Source organism: Duganella fentianensis, from assembly GCF_009857835.1.
Taxonomy (GTDB): domain Bacteria; phylum Pseudomonadota; class Gammaproteobacteria; order Burkholderiales; family Burkholderiaceae_D; genus Rugamonas; species Rugamonas fentianensis.
Genome location: NZ_WWCL01000003.1, coordinates 12,072 through 31,686, shown reverse-complemented (window position 1 = coordinate 31,686; position 19,615 = coordinate 12,072). Strand labels below are relative to the sequence as shown.

The window sequence follows — 19,615 nt, the reverse complement described above, 5'->3', positions numbered from 1 at the left end:
TCATAAAGGCAAAGCACGGCTCTTGCCAGCCTCCGGCATCAGCCTTTGAGGGTTTGCTCGAGCACGTGCAGCTCGTGGTTGCATTCCGGATTTTTGGTGCGGTCCAGCGCGATCTTGCGCACGGCGTGCAGCACGGTGGTATGGTCACGGCCACCGAACAGTTCACCGATTTCCGGCAGACTCTTCTGCGTCAACTCCTTGGCCAGATACATGGCGATCTGGCGCGGACGGGCGATATTCGCCGGCCGGCGCTTGGAATACATATCGGCCACTTTGATGTTGAAGAAGTCGGCCACGGTTTTCTGGATGTTTTCCACCGAAATCTGGCGGTTCTGCACCGACAGCAGATCTTTCAGCGCTTCCTTGACGATGTCGATGGTGATGTCTTTGCCGTGGAAGCGCGAGTAGGCCAGAATCTTGCGCAGCGCGCCTTCCAGCTCACGCACGTTGGAGCGCAGGTGCTTGGCCACGAAGAAGGCCACGTCGTCCGAGAAGGTGACGCCTTCCTGCTTGGCTTTCTTGAGCAGAATCGCCACGCGCATTTCCAGTTCCGGCGGTTCGATGGCCACCGTCAGACCCGAGTCGAAACGCGAGATCAGGCGGTCGTCCATGCCCGTGATTTCCTTCGGATAGGTATCCGAAGTGATGATGATCTGCTTCTTGGCGGCGATCAGCGCTTCGAACGCATAGAAGAATTCTTCCTGCGTACGGCTCTTGCCGCCGAAGAATTGAATATCGTCGATCAGCAGCATGTCCAGCGAGTGGTAGTAATGCTTGAAGTCGTCGAAACCCTTGCGCTGGTAAGCCGTCACCACGTCACGCACATACTGCTCGGCGTGGATGTAGCGGATCTTGGCGCCGGGCTGGTCGGCCATCACCTGATTGCCGATCGCGTGGATCAGGTGGGTCTTACCGAGGCCCACGCCGCCGTAGAAGAACAGCGGGTTGTAGGACACACCGGGATTATTCGCTACCTGGATTGCCGCTGCGCGGGCCAGCTGGTTGGCCTTACCCGTGACGAAGCTGTCGAAAGTGAGGTCGGTATTGATGCGGCTCTGCTCGCGGCGCGGTGCGGCCGAAGCGGGCAGTTCCGGCACCGATGGCACGGGGTCGGCCATGCGCGCGTTGCCGCTAGGCGCACCGCCATTGATATCAGGAACCGGCGCAACAGTGCTGGCCTTTTTCGGCGCGGACAGGCGCGGATCGAGCACGAACTGCACTTCCGTCGGGGCGTCCCAGTACTGGCAGGCCAGCGCCGTGATGCGGCTGGCAAACTGGGTCTTCACCCAGTCCAGTTTGAAGCGGTTAGGGGCGGCCATGCGCAGCTTGCCCGCCTCGTAATCGAGGGGGATGAGCGGCTTAATCCACGCGCTGAATTGTTGCGGCGTCAGCTCCAGCTCCAGCTGGGCGGAGCACGTCTGCCAGAAATTTTCCATGAATCTTATATCTATTCTTAACGACTTCGGTACTACTGATCAGGGTGGGATCGAACCCGGGGTTCGTCACACGTAACGCGCTATTCTACTCTCGCCGGGCGAAGTTATCCACAGGCGCGACGCTTATTTTTCGCATCGCCGGCTGGTCTCCGGCGTCATCAGTTGTTGACAAGGGGGGGCAAAATGCTGATAATTCAGGGTTCCCCGCCCGTATTCCGTGTTTATTCACTGTGACGTCAATATGGAGTAAGCGTGGATTTAGCGGGCGATGAGATGGACCCAGCTTGTGCCGGTATCGGTGGCATAGGTGCGCGAAGTGTCATTGGCACCAAAAACTGACGGGGCCACAACCCGATTTTGCATTTTTTTCTGCTTTAAGCGAGACCAACATGAAACGTACTTACCAACCTTCCGTCGTGCGCCGCAAGCGTACCCACGGCTTCCGCGCTCGTATGGCTACCCGTGGTGGCCGTGATGTGCTCAACGCACGTCGCGCAAAAGGCCGCAAGCGTCTGGCTGTATAAGCCACCGCTTGTTCGCTGATCGCATGGACAGCTGTTTGCAAAACGGCTCGACAGGCGAAGGTTCACACGACTTCGCGCGCGTTCGGCGCATCGTTAAAACGGATGAATTTTCATCCGTTTTTCGTTTGCGCCCTACGCAAAAAAGCGCCCACTTTGTGCTCTACACCCGTCCCAGTGCGCTGCCCCATGCGCGCCTCGGGGTGGTGGTGGCCAAACGGTTTGCGCCGCGCGCAGTAACGCGTAACACCATCAAACGGGTCACGCGCGAACTGTTCCGTCAGACTGGCCTGCCGGCGATCGATTGTCTGGTGCGTTTATCCAGACCGGTCAACAGCAAGGACGGTCCAGCCACCTCGGCGACGTTAAAAGCGGCGCTGCGGGTGGAATTGTCACGTCTGTTCGCTCAGGCCAGAACGGCAGCGGCGCGTGCGCCCAAGCCGGCCTTGTCTTCGGCGCCACCGCCTCCATCTGCCGCATCATGAAAAAATTGCTACGTTTTCTGGTGCGCGGCTACCAGCTGGCGATCAGCCCGCTGCTGCCGCCTGCGTGCCGCTTCTATCCGAGCTGCTCGAACTACGCACTGGAAGCGCTGCAAGAGCATGGCGCTGCGCGGGGTAGCTGGCTAGCCGCCAGGCGCATCTGCCGTTGCCATCCGTGGAATCCCGGTGGCCACGATCCGGTGCCGCCGGCCGAGAGTAAAAAATCGAATTCTTCAACGACCGCTTGCGGTTGCAACCACTCCTGATAAATACCGTAATGGATATCAATAAACGTACCATCCTGTGGATCGTGTTTGCCGTGTCGATGATTGTTCTGTGGAACAATTGGCAAGTATCGAACGGCCATCCATCGATGTTTGCACCGCCACCGCCGCAAACGGCCAAGGCGCCGGAAGCGAAGAAAGCCGAATTGCCGGCCTCGGCGGCTGCCACTGCACCGGCCGCTAGCGCTGCCGCTGCAACGGCCGGCGCGGCTGCGCCAGCCGAACCGTTCAAGAGCGAACGCGTGACCATTACTACCGACCTGTTCCGCGTTGACGTGGATACCCTGGGCGGTACCATCCGCCGTCTGGAACTGCTGAAGTTCAAAGACGGTATCGATGAAAGCAAAAATCAGGTGCTGTTCGATGTGGACGGTGCGACCGGCAAGACCTATCTGGCTGAAACCGGCCTGATCGGCGCGCCCGGCCTGCCGACGCATCAGACCGGCTTCGTGGCCAAGCCTGGTCCGCGCATGCTGAATGACGCTAACCAGATCCAGCTGGTGCTGGAAGCGGAAGCCGGCGGCGTCAAGCTGACCAAAACCTTCACCTTCAAGCGCGGCGACTACGTGATCGATGTGCGTCATGACATTACCAACGTGGGCACGGCGGCAATCAAGCCTGAACTGTATCTGCAACTGGTACACGACGGTAACAAACCGGCTGGCGACTCGTATTTCAACAGTAGCTACACCGGTCCTACCCTGTACACGGAAGCGGACAAATACCACAAGCTGAAGTTCGAATCGCTGGAAAAAGCTGCGGCTGAAGCGGCCAAGACGGGCAAGGACGTGGTGCAGGATCACCCGACCAAGGCCGACAATGGCTGGTTCGCGATTTCCCAGCACTTCTTCGTCTCGGCTTTCGTACCGCAGGACAAGCTGGCACGCACCATCTTCACCCGCAAAGTGACGACCAACCAGTACGCCATCGGCGTGACCCAGCCGCTGGGTACGCTGGCGCCGGGCGCCACCATCAGCAACGACGCGCGTCTGTACTCGGGCCCGCAAGTTGAAAAACTGCTGGAGCAAGTTACCCCGGGTCTGGAACTGGTGAAAGACTATGGCTGGCTGACCATTATCGCCAAGCCTATCTTCTGGGTCATGGACCAGCTGCACAAAGCACTGGGCAACTGGGGCTGGACCATTATCGCCTTCACCATCCTGATCAAGCTGGCCTTCTTCCCGCTGTCGGCTGCCGGCTACCGCAGCATGGCCAAGATGAAAGTGCTGACGCCTAAGATGCAGGCCATCCGCGAGCGCCACAAAGGCGATCCGGCCAAGATGAATCAGGCCACCATGGAACTGTACAAGGCCGAGAAGATCAACCCGCTGGGCGGCTGTCTGCCTATCCTCGTGCAGATGCCGGTGTTCATCGCGCTGTACTGGGTGCTGCAGGCTTCGGTGGAAATCCGTGGCGCCGCATGGCTGGGCTGGATCACCAACCTGGCTGCACCGGATCCGTTCTATGTGCTGCCAGTGCTGTACGCGATCACCATGTACATCACCACCAAGCTGAACCCTGCGCCGGCTGATCCGATGCAGGCCAAGATGATGCTGTTCATGCCGCTGGCCTTCTCGGTGATGTTCTTCTTCTTCCCGTCCGGTCTGGTACTGTACTGGGTGGTCAACAACATCCTGTCGATCGCTCAGCAGTACGTGATCACGAAGAAATTCGCTGCACCGGAAGCGGCTAACAGCTAAACCGCACCGAAGTTTGTTGCACAAAAGCCCGTGTTGATCGCGGGCTTTTTTTTACTTGGTTACAATCCCATCATGAATATCGATACTTCCCCTATCGCCGCGATTGCCACCGCCCCCGGACGCGGCGGCATCGGTGTGGTGCGCGCTTCCGGCAAAAACCTGCAAGGGCTGGTGACAGCGCTGTTCGGCACTACCCAACTGCAGCCGCGCCACGCCAGCTATCTGCCCTTCCGTCAGGCCGATGGCAGCATCATCGATCAGGGCATCGCCATCTTCTTCCCCGGACCGCATTCCTACACGGGCGAGGATGTGCTGGAACTGCAGGGCCACGGTGGCCCCATCGTGCTGCAGCTGCTGCTGGCACGGGTGCTGGAAGCGGGCGCCGAGCTGGGCTTGCGGCTGGCCGAGCCGGGCGAATTCACCCGCCGCGCCTACCTCAACGACAAGCTCGATCTGGCCCAGGCCGAAGCGGTGGCCGATCTGATCGATGCGTCGACGGAAGCGGCGGCCAAGTCGGCTTCGCAGTCGCTGTCCGGTGCCTTCTCGAAGACCGTGAATGCGCTGGTGGATGGCGTGACGGGCTTGCGCATGCTGGTGGAAGCCACGCTGGACTTCCCCGAAGAAGAAATCGATTTTCTGGAAAAATCCGATGCGCGCGGCCAGCTCAAGGCCATCGTGGAGTCGCTCGATCAAGTGTTCCGTCAGGCCGCGCAAGGCGCGCTGCTGCGCGAGGGCCTGAACGTGGTGCTGGTGGGCCAGCCCAACGTGGGCAAGTCTTCGCTGCTCAATGCACTGGCCGGCAATGATGTGGCGATTGTCACGCCGATCGCCGGGACTACCCGCGACAAGGTCACGGAAACCATACAGATCGAAGGCATCCCCCTCAACATCATCGATACGGCCGGTATCCGCACGGTGGATGACAGCATCGACGTGGTGGAACGCATCGGCATCGAACGCACCTGGGCCGAAGTGGGCAAGGCCGATGTGATCCTGCATCTGCTCGATGCCGATCAGGGCCCGACCCGGGCCGATGAAAACATCATGGCGGCTTTCCCGCCCGAGGTGCCCGTGCTGCGCGTGTGGAACAAGATCGACCTGTCTGGCCACAAGCCTTCCGTTGATGAGATGGCCGATGCCGTGCACGTCTATCTGTCGGCCCATGAAAATCTTGGTATCGACCTGCTGCGCGCGGAACTGCTGCGCATCGCCGGCTGGCAGCAGACGGGCGAATCGCTGTATCTGGCGCGCGAACGTCATCTGATCGCGCTGAAAAATGCCGGTGCCCATCTGGCGCGCGCCGGTGAACACGCGGCCCAGAACGACCAGTCGCTCGACCTGTTCGCGGAAGAACTGCGGCTGGCCCAGGCCCAGCTGTCCAGCATTACGGGCGAATTCTCGTCCGACGATCTGCTGGGCGTGATCTTCAGCCGCTTCTGCATCGGTAAATAAGGCTACCCGCTGGCGCCGTTCGTCCGGCGCCAGCGCCGTTCATCACGGCTGTCTGCCGTTCGTCCGCTGACGCGCCTACGCGCAGCCCTGCGGCGCTACCCTCGCGACTTGTCCATATCCCGAGGAAGAAGCCGATGCTGTCCCTGCGCAACCTGCATAAAACCTATGCCAATGGCGTACACGCCACCCGCGATATATCGCTGGAGATACCTACCGGACTATTTGGCCTGCTAGGGCCGAATGGCGCCGGCAAATCGTCGCTGATGCGTACCATCGCCACCCTGCAGCGCCCCGATAGCGGCAGCATCCATCTGGATGGCATCGATGTGCTGGCACAGCCGCAGGTGTTGCGCCGCCAGCTGGGTTATCTGCCGCAGGACTTCGGCGTCTATCCCAAGGTATCGGCACTGGAACTGCTGAACCACTTCGCCGTGCTGAAAGGGATTACGGCCCGTGGCGAGCGGCGCGAGATGGTGGAAGCCCTGTTGCAGCAGACCAATCTGTGGGAGGCGCGGCGGCGTGCCGTGCACACGTATTCGGGCGGCATGCGGCAGCGCTTCGGCATAGCGCAGGCGCTGCTGGGCGCGCCGCGGCTGGTGATCGTCGACGAACCGACGGCGGGGCTGGATCCCGATGAACGCAACCGCTTCCTCAATCTGCTGGCGCGCATAGGCGAGCAGGTGGTGGTGATACTGTCCACCCATATCGTGGCCGACGTTACCGATCTGTGTGCGCGCATGGCCATCATCGCGGCCGGCCGGGTGGTGGCCAGCGGCGCCCCGCAGGATGCCATCGCCACCTTGCAGGCATCGATCTGGCAGCGCAGCGTCAGCGCCACTATGCTGGACGCTTACCAGCAGCGCTATACGGTGCTGTCCACCCGCTTGCAGGGCGGCCAGCCGCTGATCCGCGTACATGCGGCCGAAGCGCCCGGCGATGGCTTTGTCCCCAGTGCGCCCAGTCTGGAAGATATGTACTTCCTGACGCTGCGCAGCGCTGCCTGAGGAGAGCGTCATGTGGAGTGAATTTTTCCGTTTCGATGTGCGCTACCAGTTGCGCCAGCCTTTGCTGTGGATGGTGACGCTGGCCCTGATGCTGCTGGGCTGGTTCTCTGCCAGCAGCGATGCCATCCGCATAGGCGGTTCGGCCGGCAATGCCTATCTGAATGCCCCCGTCATCATCGCCAACCAGCTGGCCATCCTCAGCGTGCTGGCGCTGTTCCTCGTCACCATGCTGATCGCCGGCAGCGTGCTGCGTGATACGGAGAGCGGCATGGCCGACCTGCTGTACACCACCCCTATGCGCAAGAGCGCCTATCTGCTGGGGCGCTTTCTGGCCGGCTGGCTGTGCTGCCTGCTGGTGTTCGTGCTGGTGACCCTGAGCATGCTGGCTGCCAGTGCGCTGGGCGGCGCTGATCCGGAGCGGCTGGGGCCGCTGACGCTGTGGCCGTATGCGTGGAGTCTGGGCGTGCTGCTGCTGCCCAATCTGCTGTTCGTGACCGCCTTGCTGATGCTGCTCGCCACCCTGACCCGTTCGCTGCTGATGGTGTATGTGGGTGTGCTGGCCTTTATGGTCCTGTGGTCGGCGGCCGGCCTGCTGGCCCAGCGCCAGGATGGCCTGCTGCTGAGCGCCTTGCTGGACCCGTTTGCCCTGCGCGCGCTGGCGCAGGCGACGCGCTACTACACCAGCACGGAAATCAATCAGCGCCTGCCGCAGCTGACGGGCGCCTTGCTGGCCAACCGCGTGCTGTGGACGCTGGCAGCGCTGGCCATGCTGGCGCTCACCGTCTGGCGCTTCCAGCCGCTACGCGCCGGCACTGCGCGGCAGCGCTGGAGCGGCCGTCTGGCCAGCCGGCTGCGCCGCCAGCCCGCCGCTGCGCCGGTCCCCGCCTCGCCTGCTCCTGCACCCTGGCTGCGCCGGGCGCCGCGGCTGGCAGCGGCCACGCCGTGGCTGCAATGCTGGAACATGCTGGCCTTCGATGTGCGCGCCATGGTGCGCAGCCTGCCTTTCCTGATCATGCTGCTGCTGGGACTAGTCAACTTCCTGGTCAACTATCTGGTGGGCGGCACGCGCCTAGACAGCACGCCCTATCCGCTGACGCGCTTGATGCTGCAGGAACTCGATGGAGGCCTGAATTTTGTGCTGGGGCTGGTGCTGCTGTTCTATAGCGGCGAGCTGGTGTACAAGGATAGGCAGGCCCGTATCGATGGTCTGACCGATGCCATGCCGGTGGCAGACTGGGTGCCTATGCTGGCCAGGTGCGGCGCCCTGCTGGCGCTGGTGGTGCTGTTCACGGCGGCCGGCGTGCCCGTCGCCATGCTGATCCAGCTGGTGCAGGGCGGGGTGGACTACCAGCCGGGCCTGTACTTGCAGGGCAGCTTGCTGGCTGCGAGCTGGTATGGCCTGATGGCGCTGGCCCTGCTGGCCTTGCAGGTGCTGGCCGGGCATAAATATCTGGGCTATGCGCTGGGTGTGGTGCTGCTGCTGTCCGAGCGCCTGCTGCAGGGGCTGGGTATGGACAACCATCTGTACAGCTATGCCGCCTTGCCCACGCTGCTGTATTCGGACATGAATGGCTATGGCCATTACCTCAAAGGCTGGGCCTGGTTTGCCCTGTACTGGACGCTGTTTGCGGGTGCCCTGCTGATGCTGGCCCAGGCGTTCTGGCCGCGTGGCCAGATGCCGCGCTGGCATCAGCGCTGGCGGCTGGCGCTGGCACCGGCCGGCGCTTTGCGCGGTGGTCGCGGCGCGGCGCTGCTGCTCAGTCTGGGAGCCTGGGCGGCTTGCGGCGGCTGGATCTATTACAACACCAGTGTGCTCAATCTTTATCTGACTCCGGCCCAGCGGCTGGACTTGCGCGCCGATTATGAAAAGACCTGGCGCAGCACGCTGGCGGTTTCCCAGCCGCGGCTAGTCAGCGTGCAAGCCCAGGTGGACTTGTACCCGCAGCAGCAGCGGGCCGAGATCCGCGGCCATTACCTGTTGCAGAACAAGGGCAGCACGGCGCTGGACAGCTTGCAGCTACAACGCAGCAGCGGGGCCGAAGGCGGTACGGTGTCGCGCGTGCGCACCGAGTTCCTCAACCTGCCACCCCATACGGTGCTGCGCGACGATCAACGCCACGGGGTCTTGCTGCTGCGTCTGGCCCAGCCGCTGGCGCCGGGCGCCCAGCTGGCTCTGGACTTCAGGCTCAGCATCGAGCATCCCGGCTTCAGCAACAGCGGCCGGCCTGTGCCCATCAATGACAATGGCACGCTGTTCACGTTCGACGAGTTCTTCCCCCAGCTGGGCTATCAGACTGCGCGCGAACTCGACGACCGCAATGCGCGGCGTGCGCGCGGGCTGGGCGAGCCGCACCGCAATCCGGCCCGCAGCGAGCTCGCGGCCGTGCAGGAGAATTATCTGAAGCCGCTCGGCATACAGGCTGATCTGGTCGCATTCGACGCCATCGTGTCCACAGCGGGCGACCAGACTGCCATGGCACCGGGCAGCTTGAAGCGCCAGTGGCAGCAGCAGGGGCGTAACTACTTCCATTACCAGCTGTCGCGTCCTACGCTGCCCTTCCTGTCGTTCCAGTCGGCGCGCTGGCAGGTCCGTTCCGCCGACTGGCAGGGCATACCGATACGGGTGTATTACCACCCCCGGCATGCCTACAATGTGGACCGCATGCTGGCCGGTGCGCGCGCGGCGCTGGACTATAACAGCCGTCACTTCGGGCCGTATCCCTATGACGAACTGCGTATTCTGGAAACCCCGCTGTATCAGAGCTATGCACGCAGCTTCCCCATGACGATTCCGTTCTCGGAATCGCTGGGCTTCATCAATGATGTACGCGATCCGGCCAAAGTCGATCATGTGTTCTATGTGACGGCGCATGAAGTGGCGCACCACTGGTGGGGCGAGCAGGTCATCGCCGCGCACATGCAGGGCGGGCCGCTGATCACGGAATCGCTGGCCGAATATGCCGCCCTGATGACGACCGAGCAGCAATATGGCAAGGCTGCCGTGCAGCGCCTGCTGCGCTGGGATCTGGACGAGTATCTGCGCGGCCGCAGCGCCGATCGTATCGGCGAGCTACCGCTGGCCCAGGTCGATGAGCAAGTCTATCTGCAGTACCGCAAAGGCAGTCTGGCGTTTTACCGGCTGCGCGCCGCACTGGGCGAGGCCGCCGTCAATCAGGCTTTGCGCAGTCTGCTGACGGCACACCGCTATCAGCCGGCACCATATGTCACCAGTGCCGACCTGCTGGCGCAGTTGCGGGCGCAGACGCCAGCGGCCCAGCAGCCATTGCTGACCGATCTGTTCGAGCGCATCGTGCTGTACGATAACCGCGTGCTGGCCGCCAGCACGCGCCAGCGCCCCGACGGGCGCTGGGAAGTGACGCTCAAGCTGCGGCTCGATAAGCTGGTGGCCGATGGCGCCGGACGCGAAGTGGCGCAAGCCTATGACGAGCCGCTGGAACTGGCCGTGTACGGTGCGGCGGGGCAGTCGCTATACCGTGGCTGGCAGCATCTGCCGGCCGGTGTCTCCAGTGTCACGCTGCTGCTTGACGGTGCGCGCGACCGGCCGGCGCGGGTGGTGCTCGATCCCGAGCAATTGCTGATAGACCGTAATCTGGCCGACAACAGCCGCCAGTTTGGTCCTTAAGCCAGCCCATAAGCCAGCCCATAAGCCAGTCCGTGCCGTCCTAGAGCCGGTGGCCTTGCTTGAACGCGCTGCTGCGGCGGCGCGACATCTGCACCCGCATCTGGTTGTGCAGTACCAGCGTGAGGCCGCCGGACGGCGCTGCCGTGATCTGTGCCACGCAGCGCAGGTTGACGATCTGGCTGCGGCTGGTGCGGATGAACTGGGCCGGATCGAGGCGGGCCTCGAGCTGGCTCAGGGAGCGCAGCATCAATGGCCGCTGCTGGTCGAAATACACCCGCGTGTAATTGCCTTCCGATTCGAACAGCATGATCTGCTCCAGCGCGACGAACCAGCAGCGCTCTCCATCCTGTAGAAAGACTTTGTCCTGACTGGCGGTGATGCCGGCCGCCGGCGTTGCCGGTGCGGCTTTTTGTAGCGCCTGTTCTAGCCGCTCCGGTTCGATGGGCTTGAGCAGATAATCGAGCGCATTGACGGCAAAGGCACGCAGGGCATAGTGGTCGTAGGCGCTGGTGAAGATCACGGCGGGCACGCGCTCGAGTGCGGCCAGCAGATCGAAGCCGCTGCCATCGGGTAGCTGAATATCGAGCAGGACCAGATCGGGCGCATGGCTGGCGATGGCTTGCACACCCTGCGCGACACTGGCCGCTTCCGCCACGATGTGGCAGGCGATCCGGCTGCGCCCCAGCAGACGCCGCATTTCGTCGCGCGCCAGCCTTTCATCATCGATCAGTACGACTCTCAGCATGCTGCTTGCTCCGGCAGAACGATGGTGGCATAGACCCAGCCGTCAGCCGCCGTCAGCGTGCAGCTGGCACCGGGGCCGCATTGCAGTGCCAGCCGCTGGCGCGCATTGGCCAGCCCCAGCCGGGTTGACGGGCTGTGCTCGGCCAGCTGGCCCTGATTGGCAACGCAGATTTCCACGGTCCCGGCACGGCGCTGTGCCTGCAGCGTGATCTGGCAGGGGCCGCTGCTGCGTTCGACGCCATAACGGATGGCGTTTTCCACCAGCGTCTGCAAGACCAGTGGCGGCAGGCGCGTGCTGCCCACGCCGTCTTCGATCTGCACGCTGAAGACCAGCCTTTCGTCAAAGCGCAACTGCTCCATGGCCAGATACGCCTGGACCGCCTGCAGTTCCTCGGCCAGCGGCACCAGCGCCGTATGGTGGGTTTGCAGATTGTGGCGCATCATGCTGGCCAGAGCGTTGATGGCACGCGCGCAGGCGTCGGCATCCTGATAGGCCAGCGCCCGTATGCTGTTGAGGCAATTGAAGAAAAAATGGGGATTGATCTGGGCTTGCAGGGCACGCAATTCCGCGTCCTTGACGCTGACGCCCAGCTGCAGCTTTTCCAGTTCGAAGCGGCTGGCGCGCCGGCGTGCCAGCGCCACCGCATAGCACAAGGTCCAGATGGAAAACAGTACGAACCACAGCAGCAGCAAGATGAACAGATTGAAGGCGATATCGGCGCGGCTATCCTGAAAGATGGCGCCGTGATTGAAGACCAGGTCGGTGCACAGCAGCAGCGCCGTCTGCACCAGCGTCAGCACGGCCACGCCGGCCATCAGCGAGGCCAGCGGCAGGCGCTGGCGGCGTTCCAGCCAGCCCTGCCGCTGCAGGTGGCGGCGCCACAGATGGGACAGGCCCAGCCCGGCTACGATGCAGATCAGTTTGGCCGCGCTCATGCGCACGGTGCTTTGCCAGTCGCCCAGCGAAGAGGACAGGATGCTGAACAGACCCAGTACGCCCCAGCCTGTAAGCTGGCAGAACCAGTAGTCGCGCTCGGGACTGGCAGAACGGGCGTTCACGCGGGGGTGTGCAGAGTTGGCATTTCGACATGGTAGCAGCGTCCGGCCCGGCCGTGCGCAATTTTATGCTGCCGGTGTCAGACTGTGCAGTTCCACGCGGTCGCGGCCATTGCGTTTGGCCTGATACAGACAGCTGTCGGCGGCTGCCAGCAGGCTGGCCGCATCGCTCAGATGCTCGCGGTGAAAGCTGGCCACGCCTATGCTGAGGGTGACGTAGGGGCGGGTGGCGGCCGGTGCATGCGGCAGCTGCAGGCTGGCCACGCGGGCACGGATGGCTTCCGCGTGCTGGGCCGCCTGCTCGGCACTGGTATCGGGCAGCACGGCGGCAAATTCTTCGCCACCGTAACGGGCGGCCAGATCGGCCGGGCGCTGCAGCATGCCGGCAAAGGCCTCCGCCACGGCCGTCAGGCAGGCATCGCCCTGCTGGTGGCCGAAGTGGTCGTTATAGGCTTTGAAGGAATCGATATCCATCAGCAGCAGCGAGAGCTGGCCGCTGTTGCGCTGGGCGCGGCGCAGTTCGCGGTCCAGCGCCACGTCGAAGTGGCGCCGGTTGGCGATGCCCGTCAGCCCGTCCACATAGGATTGCGCGCGCAAGGCTTCGGCCTGTCCGCGCAACTGCTTTTCCTTGTCCACCGTGATGCTGATATCGGCCACTTCGATCAGGCAGTAGTGCTGCTTGCCTTCCGTGAAAGGCGTGACGGCCACCGCCTGTTCGATGCGCTCGCCGCCCCAGGTGCCGCTGGCATACAGGGGGAAGGGGGCGCGCTGGCTGGCCGGCGACAGCCGTTGCGGCAGCTTGCTCTGCATGGCGCTCTGTACCAGCTGTTCCAGCCGCTGGCCGGCCAGTTCCGGGAAGACTTCAAACAGCGGCCGGCCCAGCACCCGGCTGGCCGACAGGCCGGCGTGGCTGGCCAGCCACTGGTTCCATACGACGACACGCAGCTCGTGATCGAGCACCATCAGCCCCATGCTGGCCAGCGCCAGGATGCGGGTAGACAAATGGGCGTGGCCGCTGGCGGCGGCCGGTGTCGCGATGGTGCTGTCGGTCATGCGGGTCTTCCTGGCTGAGCATGGATGGTGCACCGATTATAAGCGCTCGCCAGCTCCGGCAGGGAGATAGGCCAGCCGCGCATCCTGACGCATCAGCTGGGTCATCATGTCGGCCGGTATCGGCCGGCTGAAGTAATAGCCCTGGATCAGATCGCAGCCATGTTCGCCCAGATAGGCCAGCTGATCGGCCGATTCCACCCCTTCCGCCACCACCTTGAGTTTCAGACTGTGCGCCATGGCGATGATGGCGCGCACCACGGCGGCATCGTCGGCATTGTTGGGCAGTTCGCGGATGAAGGCGATATCGATTTTCAGCGTATCGACGGGGAAGCGGCGCAGATAGGCCAGACTGGAATAGCCGGTGCCGAAATCGTCGATGGCGATGCGCACGCCCATCGACCACAGTGTGGACAGGGTGGCGGCCGTGCGTGCCAGATCTTCCATCAGTGCCGTTTCCGTCACTTCCAGCGAAAGCAGGGCCGGATCGATCTGGTGGCGCTGCAGCGCTGCTGCCACCGTGTCGACCAGTGTGCTGTCGCTGAACTGCGGGCTGGCCACATTCACGGCCACCGGCAGGGGGCCGGCTTCATCCTGGGCCCAGCGGGCGATCTGGCGGCAAGCCTGCTCGATCACCCAGGCGCCTACTTCGCGGATCATGCCGGTCTGCTCCAGCAGGGGGATGAATTCGGCCGGCGAGACCACGCCGTGGCCGGGGCGGTTCCAGCGCAGCAGCGCTTCCGTGCCCACCATGCGCCCCGTGCGCAGATGGACTTTGGGCTGGTAGTACAGCTCGAATTCGTCGCTGGCGCAGGCCTGGCGCAAGGCTTGCTCCAGCTGGTAGCGGTGTTGGGCTTGTTCGTTCATGGCATAGGTGAAATAGCTGCACTGATTGCTGCCGCCCTGCTTGGCCTGATGCAGAGCGATGTTGGCGTAGCGGATCAGGGTGGCGGCATCGACGGCATCGTCCGGATAGAGCGCGACGCCCATGCTGACGCTGAGGGCGCGGCGGCCGTCCGGCAGGGGGAAGGGTTCGTGCAGGGCAGCCTGGATCAGGGCCACGGTGCGGGCACTGTCGCTGCTGTGCTCCAGCGCGGGCAGCAGCAGGGCGAATTCGTCATTGCCGAAGCGTGCCAGACTGGCACTGGGCGGCGCCAGCCGGTTCAGGCGCTGGGCCAGCAGGCGCAGCACGCCATCGCCGGCCGGATAGCCCTGGGTATCGTTAAGGGTGGTGAAACCATCGAGATCGATCAGCAGCAGCGCGCTGGGGTGAGGCTGGGCGGCCGCCAGCTGGGTGGCCAGCGATTGCGAGAATAGCTGGCGGTTGGGCAGGCCCGTCAGACTATCGTAGCTGGCCATGCGCAGGCCATAGGCGCGCGTGTCGTTGTACAGCAGGCGCACTTCCAGCAGGTTGCGCACACGGCTCAGCAGTTCGCCCGGATCATAGGGCTTGGCAAGGAAATCCTTGGCACCGGCTTCCAGGGCGGCCAGCTTGCTGTCGTGCTGGGCCGACAGCACCAGCACGGGCAGGTACTGGCCCGCTTCGATCTGGTACAGCGCTTCCAGTACCTGGAAGCCATCCATGACCGGCATGTGCAGGTCCAGCACGATCAGGTCGTAGGCATGGCGGCGGTGCAGTTCGGCCACGCCGGCAGCGTCGCAGGTGGCGGTCACATCGGTATAGCCTGCGCTGGCGAGCAACTGGCTCAGCACGTGATTGCTAAGTTCCTGATCATCTACCAGCAGGATGCGGGCGCGGTGGAGTAGGGCAGCGGCGATCATGACAACAAACCTTGGGGATAGACCTGGGCGATGGCGTCCAGCAGCAACTGGTCATTGACGGGCTTTTGCAGATAGGCCAGCGGTAATTGATGCAGGGCACGGAACTGCTCCTGCGGTTTGGGGTGGCCGCTGATCAGTATCACGCCCATTTCCGGCGCCAGCGTGGCCAGCCGGGCCTGCACGTCGAGCCCGGTCAGCTCCGGCATGTGCACGTCGAGGATCACGCAGCAGGGATGCTGCTCGCTGATGGCTTGCAGGAAGGCTGCACCGCCGGGAAATGCCCGCGCACTGAGGCCGGCCGAGCGCAACAGCCGCACCAGCGCGCGGCAGATGGCGGCATCGTCATCCACGACGGCTATCCAGGGTGATTTCGTTTCCATGAGGCCACATTAGCGCCGTGCTGCCGGGCTGCCTATGGGACTTTGGGCTTATGCCTGTGGCGGGCTAGTGATGGCGTACCCGGTCCACCATGCGCACCAGCGCGGCCAGCGAGCGCACTTCCATCTTGGCCATTACGCGGGCGCGGTGCACCTTGATGGTTTTTTCGGCCGCACCCAGGGTGGCGGCCACCTGCTTGTTCAGCAAGCCTTCGATGATCAGGTCCAGCACTTCCGTTTCGCGCGGCGTCAGCGTGGCCAGGCGCTGGCGGATGAGGCCCAGTTCCTGATCAGCGTCGCGCGCACGGCGGTTGCTGGCGCAGGCATGGGCCACGGCGGACAGCAGGCGCTCGGCATCGACCGGCTTGGTGAGGAAATCGGCGGCACCGAGCTTCATGGCGCGCACGCCCGATTCGATATCGCCATGGCCGGTGAGGAAGATCACCGGCAGCAGGCTGGCCCGCTCGCTCAGGGCTTGCTGCAGTGCCAGCCCGCTCATTTCCGGCATGGCCAGATCGAGGATCAAACAGCCTTCGGCCTGGGCATCTACGCTGCTCAGAAATGCGCTGGCGCTGGCAAAGCCCTGCACGGCATAGCCGGCCGAGTTGAGCAGCCGGCTCAGCGCCTTGAGGATGGCCGGCTGGTCATCTACCAGATAGATCTGCAGACCCGTGTTCATGGCTGGCTGACCTCGGCCAGCGGCAGGCGCAGGTGGAAGGTGGCGCCGCCGTGGCCATTGTTTTCCGCCCACAGCCGGCCGCCATGGGCATCCACGATGCTGCGGCAGATCGACAGCCCCAGCCCCATGCCGCGCGCCTTGGTGGTGTAGAACGGCGTGAAGATCTGGTCCAGCGCGGCAGGGGGAATGCCGCCGCCGCTGTCGCTGATGCTCAGTTGTAGCGTGTGGCCCACATGGGTGCTACGCAGCTCGATGACATTGCTGTGCTCCAGCTGCTGGCTCTGGGCATCGCAGGCATTCATCAGCAGATTGAGCAGCACCTGCTGCAGCTGGACGGGATCGGCTTCCAGGGTCAGCGTTTCGGCGCACAGTGCGGTGCGCAGGGTCAGGCGCTGGTGGATCAGGTCGTTGCTGATCAGGTGCAGCACGCTATCGATCAGGCTTTGCGCGCTGATGCGCTGGCGCTGCGCATCGTGTTTGCCGAACAGGGCGCGCAGACGCGCGATGATGGCGCCGGCCCGCTGGTCTTCCGTGACGATGTCGTTGAGAATTTCCTGCACTTCCGGCAGATCCGGTGCCGGCTGGCTAAGGAAGCGCTGGGCTGCCTGGGCATTGCTGAGGATGGCCGTGAGCGGCTGGTTCAGTTCGTGGGCCAGCGCGCCGGACAGCTCGCCCAGCATGGCTACCCGCGCCAGATGGGTTACTTCCTTCTGCTTCTGCTGCAGATCGAGTTCGGCCTGCTTGCGGCTGGTGATGTCGAGCGAGACGCCGCGTACCAGCGTGGGGCGCTGGTGGCGGTCGAATTCCACGCTGCCGTGCGAACTGATCCAGCGCTGGCAGCCGCTGGGTAACTCGATGCGGAATTCCATGTCATAGCGGGTGGCGCCGAACAGCGTGCTGTCCAGTGTGCGCTGGACGTGCTGGCGGTCGGCCGGATGCACGCGTGCCAGCAGATCCTCCAGCGTGAGCGGCGCGCTGTCACTAAAGCCGAACAGTTCGCGCCAGGCTTGCGACACCCAGATGTGCTGCTGGCGCAGGTCGCGGGTCCAGATACCCAGATGGGCCGCGCGTGCGGCCAGCGCCAGCCGCTGCTCGCTTTCGGAACTTTCGGCGCGGGCCCGTTGCAGGTCGCGCGCGGCGATCTGCAGGGCCTGCGCCAGTTCGCGCGCTTCGCGGAAATACAGCCGTGGCAGCGGCAGCGGCACGGCCTGCCCCACGGCCAGCGCGGGTGCGATCAGGGCATGGATGGAGCGGGTGACGCGGCGCGCCAGCCAGAGTGCACAGCTAATGCCCAGTGCCAGCGTGATCACGCTCAGCGTAATCAGCCAGAACAGGCTGCGCCGCAGCGGCGCCGTCAGTTCGTCGTGGGGAATACAGAGTATCGAGGTCCAGCCAGTCTGCTCCGAGCGCTGGTACACGAACAGCGAGCGGCGGCCTTCCAGCGTGTAGGACTCGAACATGGATTCGTTCACGCGCGACAGGGGCTGGCGCAGTTCGGCCGGCAATTGCTGGCCGGCCAGCTTGGCCATGTCGTGGCTGCGGGTGATGATGCGGTATTGCTGGTCGACGATGCCGGCGCGCCAGCTATCGGGCGTTTTCTGCTCGAACAGCAGCGGCTGCAGGGTGGCCGGGGTCACCGTGGCATTCAGACTCATGACTACTTTGCCATGCTCGATGACGGGCACGGCGATGGTGATGATGGGCTGGCGCGTCAGCGGCCCCGTGAAGATGCCGGACACGCCGGGCTGGCCGCTGTTGCGCGTCTGCTGCAGCAGTGGCGTGTCGCTGAGCTGGGCCAGCGGGCTGCCGTAAGGGCGCAGGGAGGACAGCAGGATGCGTCCGTCCAGATCGATGAGCAAAATGCTATCAACATGCAATTTATCAACCACGGCGCCGATGCGCGCATGAAAGGCGCGCAGGTCGCGATCTTGCAGCAGGTGGGAGCCGGCCAGTACCTGCAGGGCCAGCTGGGTGCTGCGTACTTCGCGGTCGGCTGCGGTGCTGATATGGCGTGCATGACTGAGCGTATTGTCGATCAGCCGGGCTTCTTCCTTGCGGTAGAAATTGATCATTAACACAGCCAGCACCAGCACGATGGGCACGATGCAGGCAGCCACCAGCAGCGTCAGTACGCGGCGTACACTAGGCGGAGTGGAAGGCTGGGCAGGGCGGTCGGTCATCGGGCGCGCGGAGGGGAAGCAGGCGCTGATGATTGTATTGAAGATTATCGTGGGTCACAACTTAACGTATGCAAGCGTGGTGTAGGCGCCGCACTATCGATTCTGGTTTTTTGATAAAAAAATATTTCTTCATTCGGACGGGGCTGTTTCATCTGCGCAAATGCCCGATTCTGCAACGGCGCTGTCACAGACGGCAGGTATGAACCTGCTATCATGGCTCGCTTGAGAATTCTCATGCACGTGTTATTCCGCTGAAGTAATCTTGCAACGTTGACCTGAGCACGGCCCTGGAAAGGAGGCGATCGTGGATCCGATACAAGAGAGCGTACAGGATGACAACACCGGCGTGCCGCCTGCTGCGGCCACGTCGCCTGCGCCGTTGCGCCCGCGTCAGTCGCTGCCGCCCAAAGGGGCGTGCTGGTACTGCGACAAACCGCTGGATAATGTGCGCCGCTTCTGCGACAAGGAGTGCGCCGACGCCTTCGACGAGGAAAAGGAATATACCCGCTAGGGCAGTAACGCATCGGCTGGCAGCAGCGCCAGCGCGGCTTCGTACTCGAACTGCAGCACCTGTTCCCGCAGCGCCTGATAGCAGGCCGCACCGAGCGTGTGGCTGAGTGCATCGGCGGACTGTTCCACCACATCGACGGCGGCGCCGTCACCGATATCGAGCAGGCTGGCCAGATGCTGTACCAGCGCCATCGAGGTCGGCATATGGCTGGCCGCATAAGGCGCGGGCGGAGCGGGCTGAACGTCCTGCTGCAGCACCGCTTCTATCTGCACCAGCAAGGCTTGCAGCGCCGCTTCCAGCGCGCCCAGCAGGCTGTCGTTGCCGGCGCTTTCCAGCGCATGGGCCAGACGGGCGACCTGGCGGGCGCCTATCATGCCGGCAGCCCCCTTGAGCGTGTGGGCGATGCGCGTCGCCACGACCGTATCACCGGCCGCATGGGCGGCGCGGGCTTCGGCGGGGGCATCCTGATAGCGCTGGCGGAAACGCCGCAGGATCTGCTGGTAGAGTACACGGTCGCCCATCAGCTGCTGCAGGCCGGTGCCGGTATCGAGGATGTCGGTGTCGGGTGTGGTCATGGCAGGGTAAGTGCTTGCGCGGGCGCGGTGGGTTGATTGCCATTTTATGCCAGATTTCAAGTTGATAGCGGACTGGTGTGTGCCCCGGCTCAGGGTAGAATGGCGCTTGCCCGGGCGATGCCCGGTTTTTACTGGATAG

The 19,615-nt window shown here is 63.6% G+C and carries 17 protein-coding genes; 8 read left to right on the top strand and 9 right to left on the bottom strand.

Annotated elements, in window-relative coordinates; all coding sequences use genetic code 11:
- Positions 1-38: 38 nt before the first annotated feature.
- Entirely contained in the window at positions 39-1,436 is a 1,398-nt protein-coding gene (gene dnaA, locus GTP23_RS13325) for a chromosomal replication initiator protein DnaA (RefSeq protein WP_155436462.1), read from the bottom strand.
- A 389-nt stretch (positions 1,437-1,825) separates the two neighbouring features.
- Here dnaA and rpmH point away from each other — a divergent pair, with 389 nt between their 5' ends.
- The 7 genes from rpmH to GTP23_RS13290 all read left to right on the top strand — a co-directional run bounded on the left by rpmH (position 1,826) and on the right by GTP23_RS13290 (position 10,522).
- The gene (gene rpmH, locus GTP23_RS13320) at positions 1,826-1,960 is read left to right on the top strand and encodes a 50S ribosomal protein L34 (RefSeq protein WP_010401996.1); all 135 of its coding nucleotides are present in this window, start codon (positions 1,826-1,828) and stop codon (positions 1,958-1,960) included.
- Between the two features lie 23 nt (positions 1,961-1,983).
- Positions 1,984-2,442, top strand: coding sequence for a ribonuclease P protein component (rnpA, locus tag GTP23_RS13315; RefSeq protein ID WP_161036206.1), 459 nt, complete (start codon positions 1,984-1,986; stop codon positions 2,440-2,442).
- Entirely contained in the window at positions 2,439-2,705 is a 267-nt protein-coding gene (yidD, locus tag GTP23_RS13310) for a membrane protein insertion efficiency factor YidD (protein ID WP_161035639.1), read from the top strand. The genes rnpA and yidD overlap by 4 nt, the downstream gene beginning before the upstream one ends.
- Positions 2,706-2,716: 11 nt before the next feature.
- Entirely contained in the window at positions 2,717-4,423 is a 1,707-nt protein-coding gene (yidC, locus tag GTP23_RS13305; protein WP_161035638.1) for a membrane protein insertase YidC, read from the top strand.
- Between the two features lie 72 nt (positions 4,424-4,495).
- Positions 4,496-5,875, top strand: a complete 1,380-nt coding sequence (mnmE, locus tag GTP23_RS13300; protein WP_161035637.1) for a tRNA uridine-5-carboxymethylaminomethyl(34) synthesis GTPase MnmE — start codon at positions 4,496-4,498, stop codon at positions 5,873-5,875.
- A gap of 134 nt (positions 5,876-6,009) precedes the next feature.
- Entirely contained in the window at positions 6,010-6,879 is an 870-nt protein-coding gene (locus tag GTP23_RS13295; RefSeq protein WP_161035636.1) for an ABC transporter ATP-binding protein, read from the top strand.
- Between the two features lie 10 nt (positions 6,880-6,889).
- Entirely contained in the window at positions 6,890-10,522 is a 3,633-nt protein-coding gene (locus GTP23_RS13290; RefSeq protein WP_161035635.1) for an ABC transporter permease/M1 family aminopeptidase, read from the top strand.
- Between the two features lie 40 nt (positions 10,523-10,562).
- Here GTP23_RS13290 and GTP23_RS13285 read toward each other — a convergent pair whose 3' ends face one another.
- From GTP23_RS13285 to GTP23_RS13255, 7 genes are all read right to left on the bottom strand, one after another.
- Positions 10,563-11,267: a LytR/AlgR family response regulator transcription factor gene (locus GTP23_RS13285; protein ID WP_229256099.1), complete on the bottom strand. Its 705-nt coding sequence runs from the start codon at positions 11,265-11,267 to the stop codon at positions 10,563-10,565.
- Entirely contained in the window at positions 11,261-12,325 is a 1,065-nt protein-coding gene (locus GTP23_RS13280; RefSeq protein ID WP_161035634.1) for a sensor histidine kinase, read from the bottom strand. The genes GTP23_RS13285 and GTP23_RS13280 overlap by 7 nt, the downstream gene beginning before the upstream one ends.
- Positions 12,326-12,388: 63 nt before the next feature.
- Positions 12,389-13,375 (bottom strand): sensor domain-containing diguanylate cyclase, encoded by a 987-nt coding sequence (locus GTP23_RS13275; protein WP_161035633.1) that lies wholly within the window; start codon positions 13,373-13,375, stop codon positions 12,389-12,391.
- A gap of 36 nt (positions 13,376-13,411) precedes the next feature.
- Complete coding sequence (locus GTP23_RS13270; RefSeq protein WP_161035632.1) at positions 13,412-15,154, bottom strand: putative bifunctional diguanylate cyclase/phosphodiesterase; 1,743 nt, start codon at positions 15,152-15,154, stop codon at positions 13,412-13,414.
- Positions 15,151-15,534, bottom strand: coding sequence for a response regulator transcription factor (locus GTP23_RS13265; RefSeq protein WP_161035631.1), 384 nt, complete (start codon positions 15,532-15,534; stop codon positions 15,151-15,153). The genes GTP23_RS13270 and GTP23_RS13265 overlap by 4 nt, the downstream gene beginning before the upstream one ends.
- A gap of 64 nt (positions 15,535-15,598) precedes the next feature.
- Positions 15,599-16,210, bottom strand: a complete 612-nt coding sequence (locus tag GTP23_RS13260; protein ID WP_161035630.1) for a response regulator transcription factor — start codon at positions 16,208-16,210, stop codon at positions 15,599-15,601.
- The gene (locus tag GTP23_RS13255; RefSeq protein WP_161035629.1) at positions 16,207-18,390 is read right to left on the bottom strand and encodes a sensor histidine kinase; all 2,184 of its coding nucleotides are present in this window, start codon (positions 18,388-18,390) and stop codon (positions 16,207-16,209) included. The genes GTP23_RS13260 and GTP23_RS13255 overlap by 4 nt, the downstream gene beginning before the upstream one ends.
- Positions 18,391-18,694: 304 nt before the next feature.
- Between GTP23_RS13255 and GTP23_RS13250 the strand changes: the two genes are divergently transcribed.
- Entirely contained in the window at positions 18,695-18,901 is a 207-nt protein-coding gene (locus tag GTP23_RS13250; protein WP_161035628.1) for a hypothetical protein, read from the top strand.
- On the opposite strand, the gene GTP23_RS13245 is transcribed toward GTP23_RS13250, so the two are convergent.
- Entirely contained in the window at positions 18,898-19,476 is a 579-nt protein-coding gene (locus GTP23_RS13245) for an Hpt domain-containing protein (RefSeq protein ID WP_161035627.1), read from the bottom strand. The genes GTP23_RS13250 and GTP23_RS13245 overlap by 4 nt on opposite strands.
- Positions 19,477-19,615 lie beyond the last annotated feature (139 nt).

Coding starts and splice junctions, on each gene's coding strand:
- GTP23_RS13275 (WP_161035633.1), bottom strand. CDS start 13,375: ATGACCGACAGCACCATCGCGACACCGGCCGCCGCCAGCGGCCACGCC.
- GTP23_RS13290 (WP_161035635.1), top strand. CDS start 6,890: ATGTGGAGTGAATTTTTCCGTTTCGATGTGCGCTACCAGTTGCGCCAG.
- rpmH (WP_010401996.1), top strand. CDS start 1,826: ATGAAACGTACTTACCAACCTTCCGTCGTGCGCCGCAAGCGTACCCAC.
- rnpA (WP_161036206.1), top strand. CDS start 1,984: ATGGACAGCTGTTTGCAAAACGGCTCGACAGGCGAAGGTTCACACGAC.
- GTP23_RS13255 (WP_161035629.1), bottom strand. CDS start 18,390: ATGACCGACCGCCCTGCCCAGCCTTCCACTCCGCCTAGTGTACGCCGC.
- GTP23_RS13295 (WP_161035636.1), top strand. CDS start 6,010: ATGCTGTCCCTGCGCAACCTGCATAAAACCTATGCCAATGGCGTACAC.
- GTP23_RS13245 (WP_161035627.1), bottom strand. CDS start 19,476: ATGACCACACCCGACACCGACATCCTCGATACCGGCACCGGCCTGCAG.
- mnmE (WP_161035637.1), top strand. CDS start 4,496: ATGAATATCGATACTTCCCCTATCGCCGCGATTGCCACCGCCCCCGGA.
- GTP23_RS13260 (WP_161035630.1), bottom strand. CDS start 16,210: ATGAACACGGGTCTGCAGATCTATCTGGTAGATGACCAGCCGGCCATC.
- GTP23_RS13270 (WP_161035632.1), bottom strand. CDS start 15,154: ATGATCGCCGCTGCCCTACTCCACCGCGCCCGCATCCTGCTGGTAGAT.
- yidD (WP_161035639.1), top strand. CDS start 2,439: ATGAAAAAATTGCTACGTTTTCTGGTGCGCGGCTACCAGCTGGCGATC.
- GTP23_RS13285 (WP_229256099.1), bottom strand. CDS start 11,267: ATGCTGAGAGTCGTACTGATCGATGATGAAAGGCTGGCGCGCGACGAA.
- yidC (WP_161035638.1), top strand. CDS start 2,717: ATGGATATCAATAAACGTACCATCCTGTGGATCGTGTTTGCCGTGTCG.
- GTP23_RS13265 (WP_161035631.1), bottom strand. CDS start 15,534: ATGGAAACGAAATCACCCTGGATAGCCGTCGTGGATGACGATGCCGCC.
- dnaA (WP_155436462.1), bottom strand. CDS start 1,436: ATGGAAAATTTCTGGCAGACGTGCTCCGCCCAGCTGGAGCTGGAGCTG.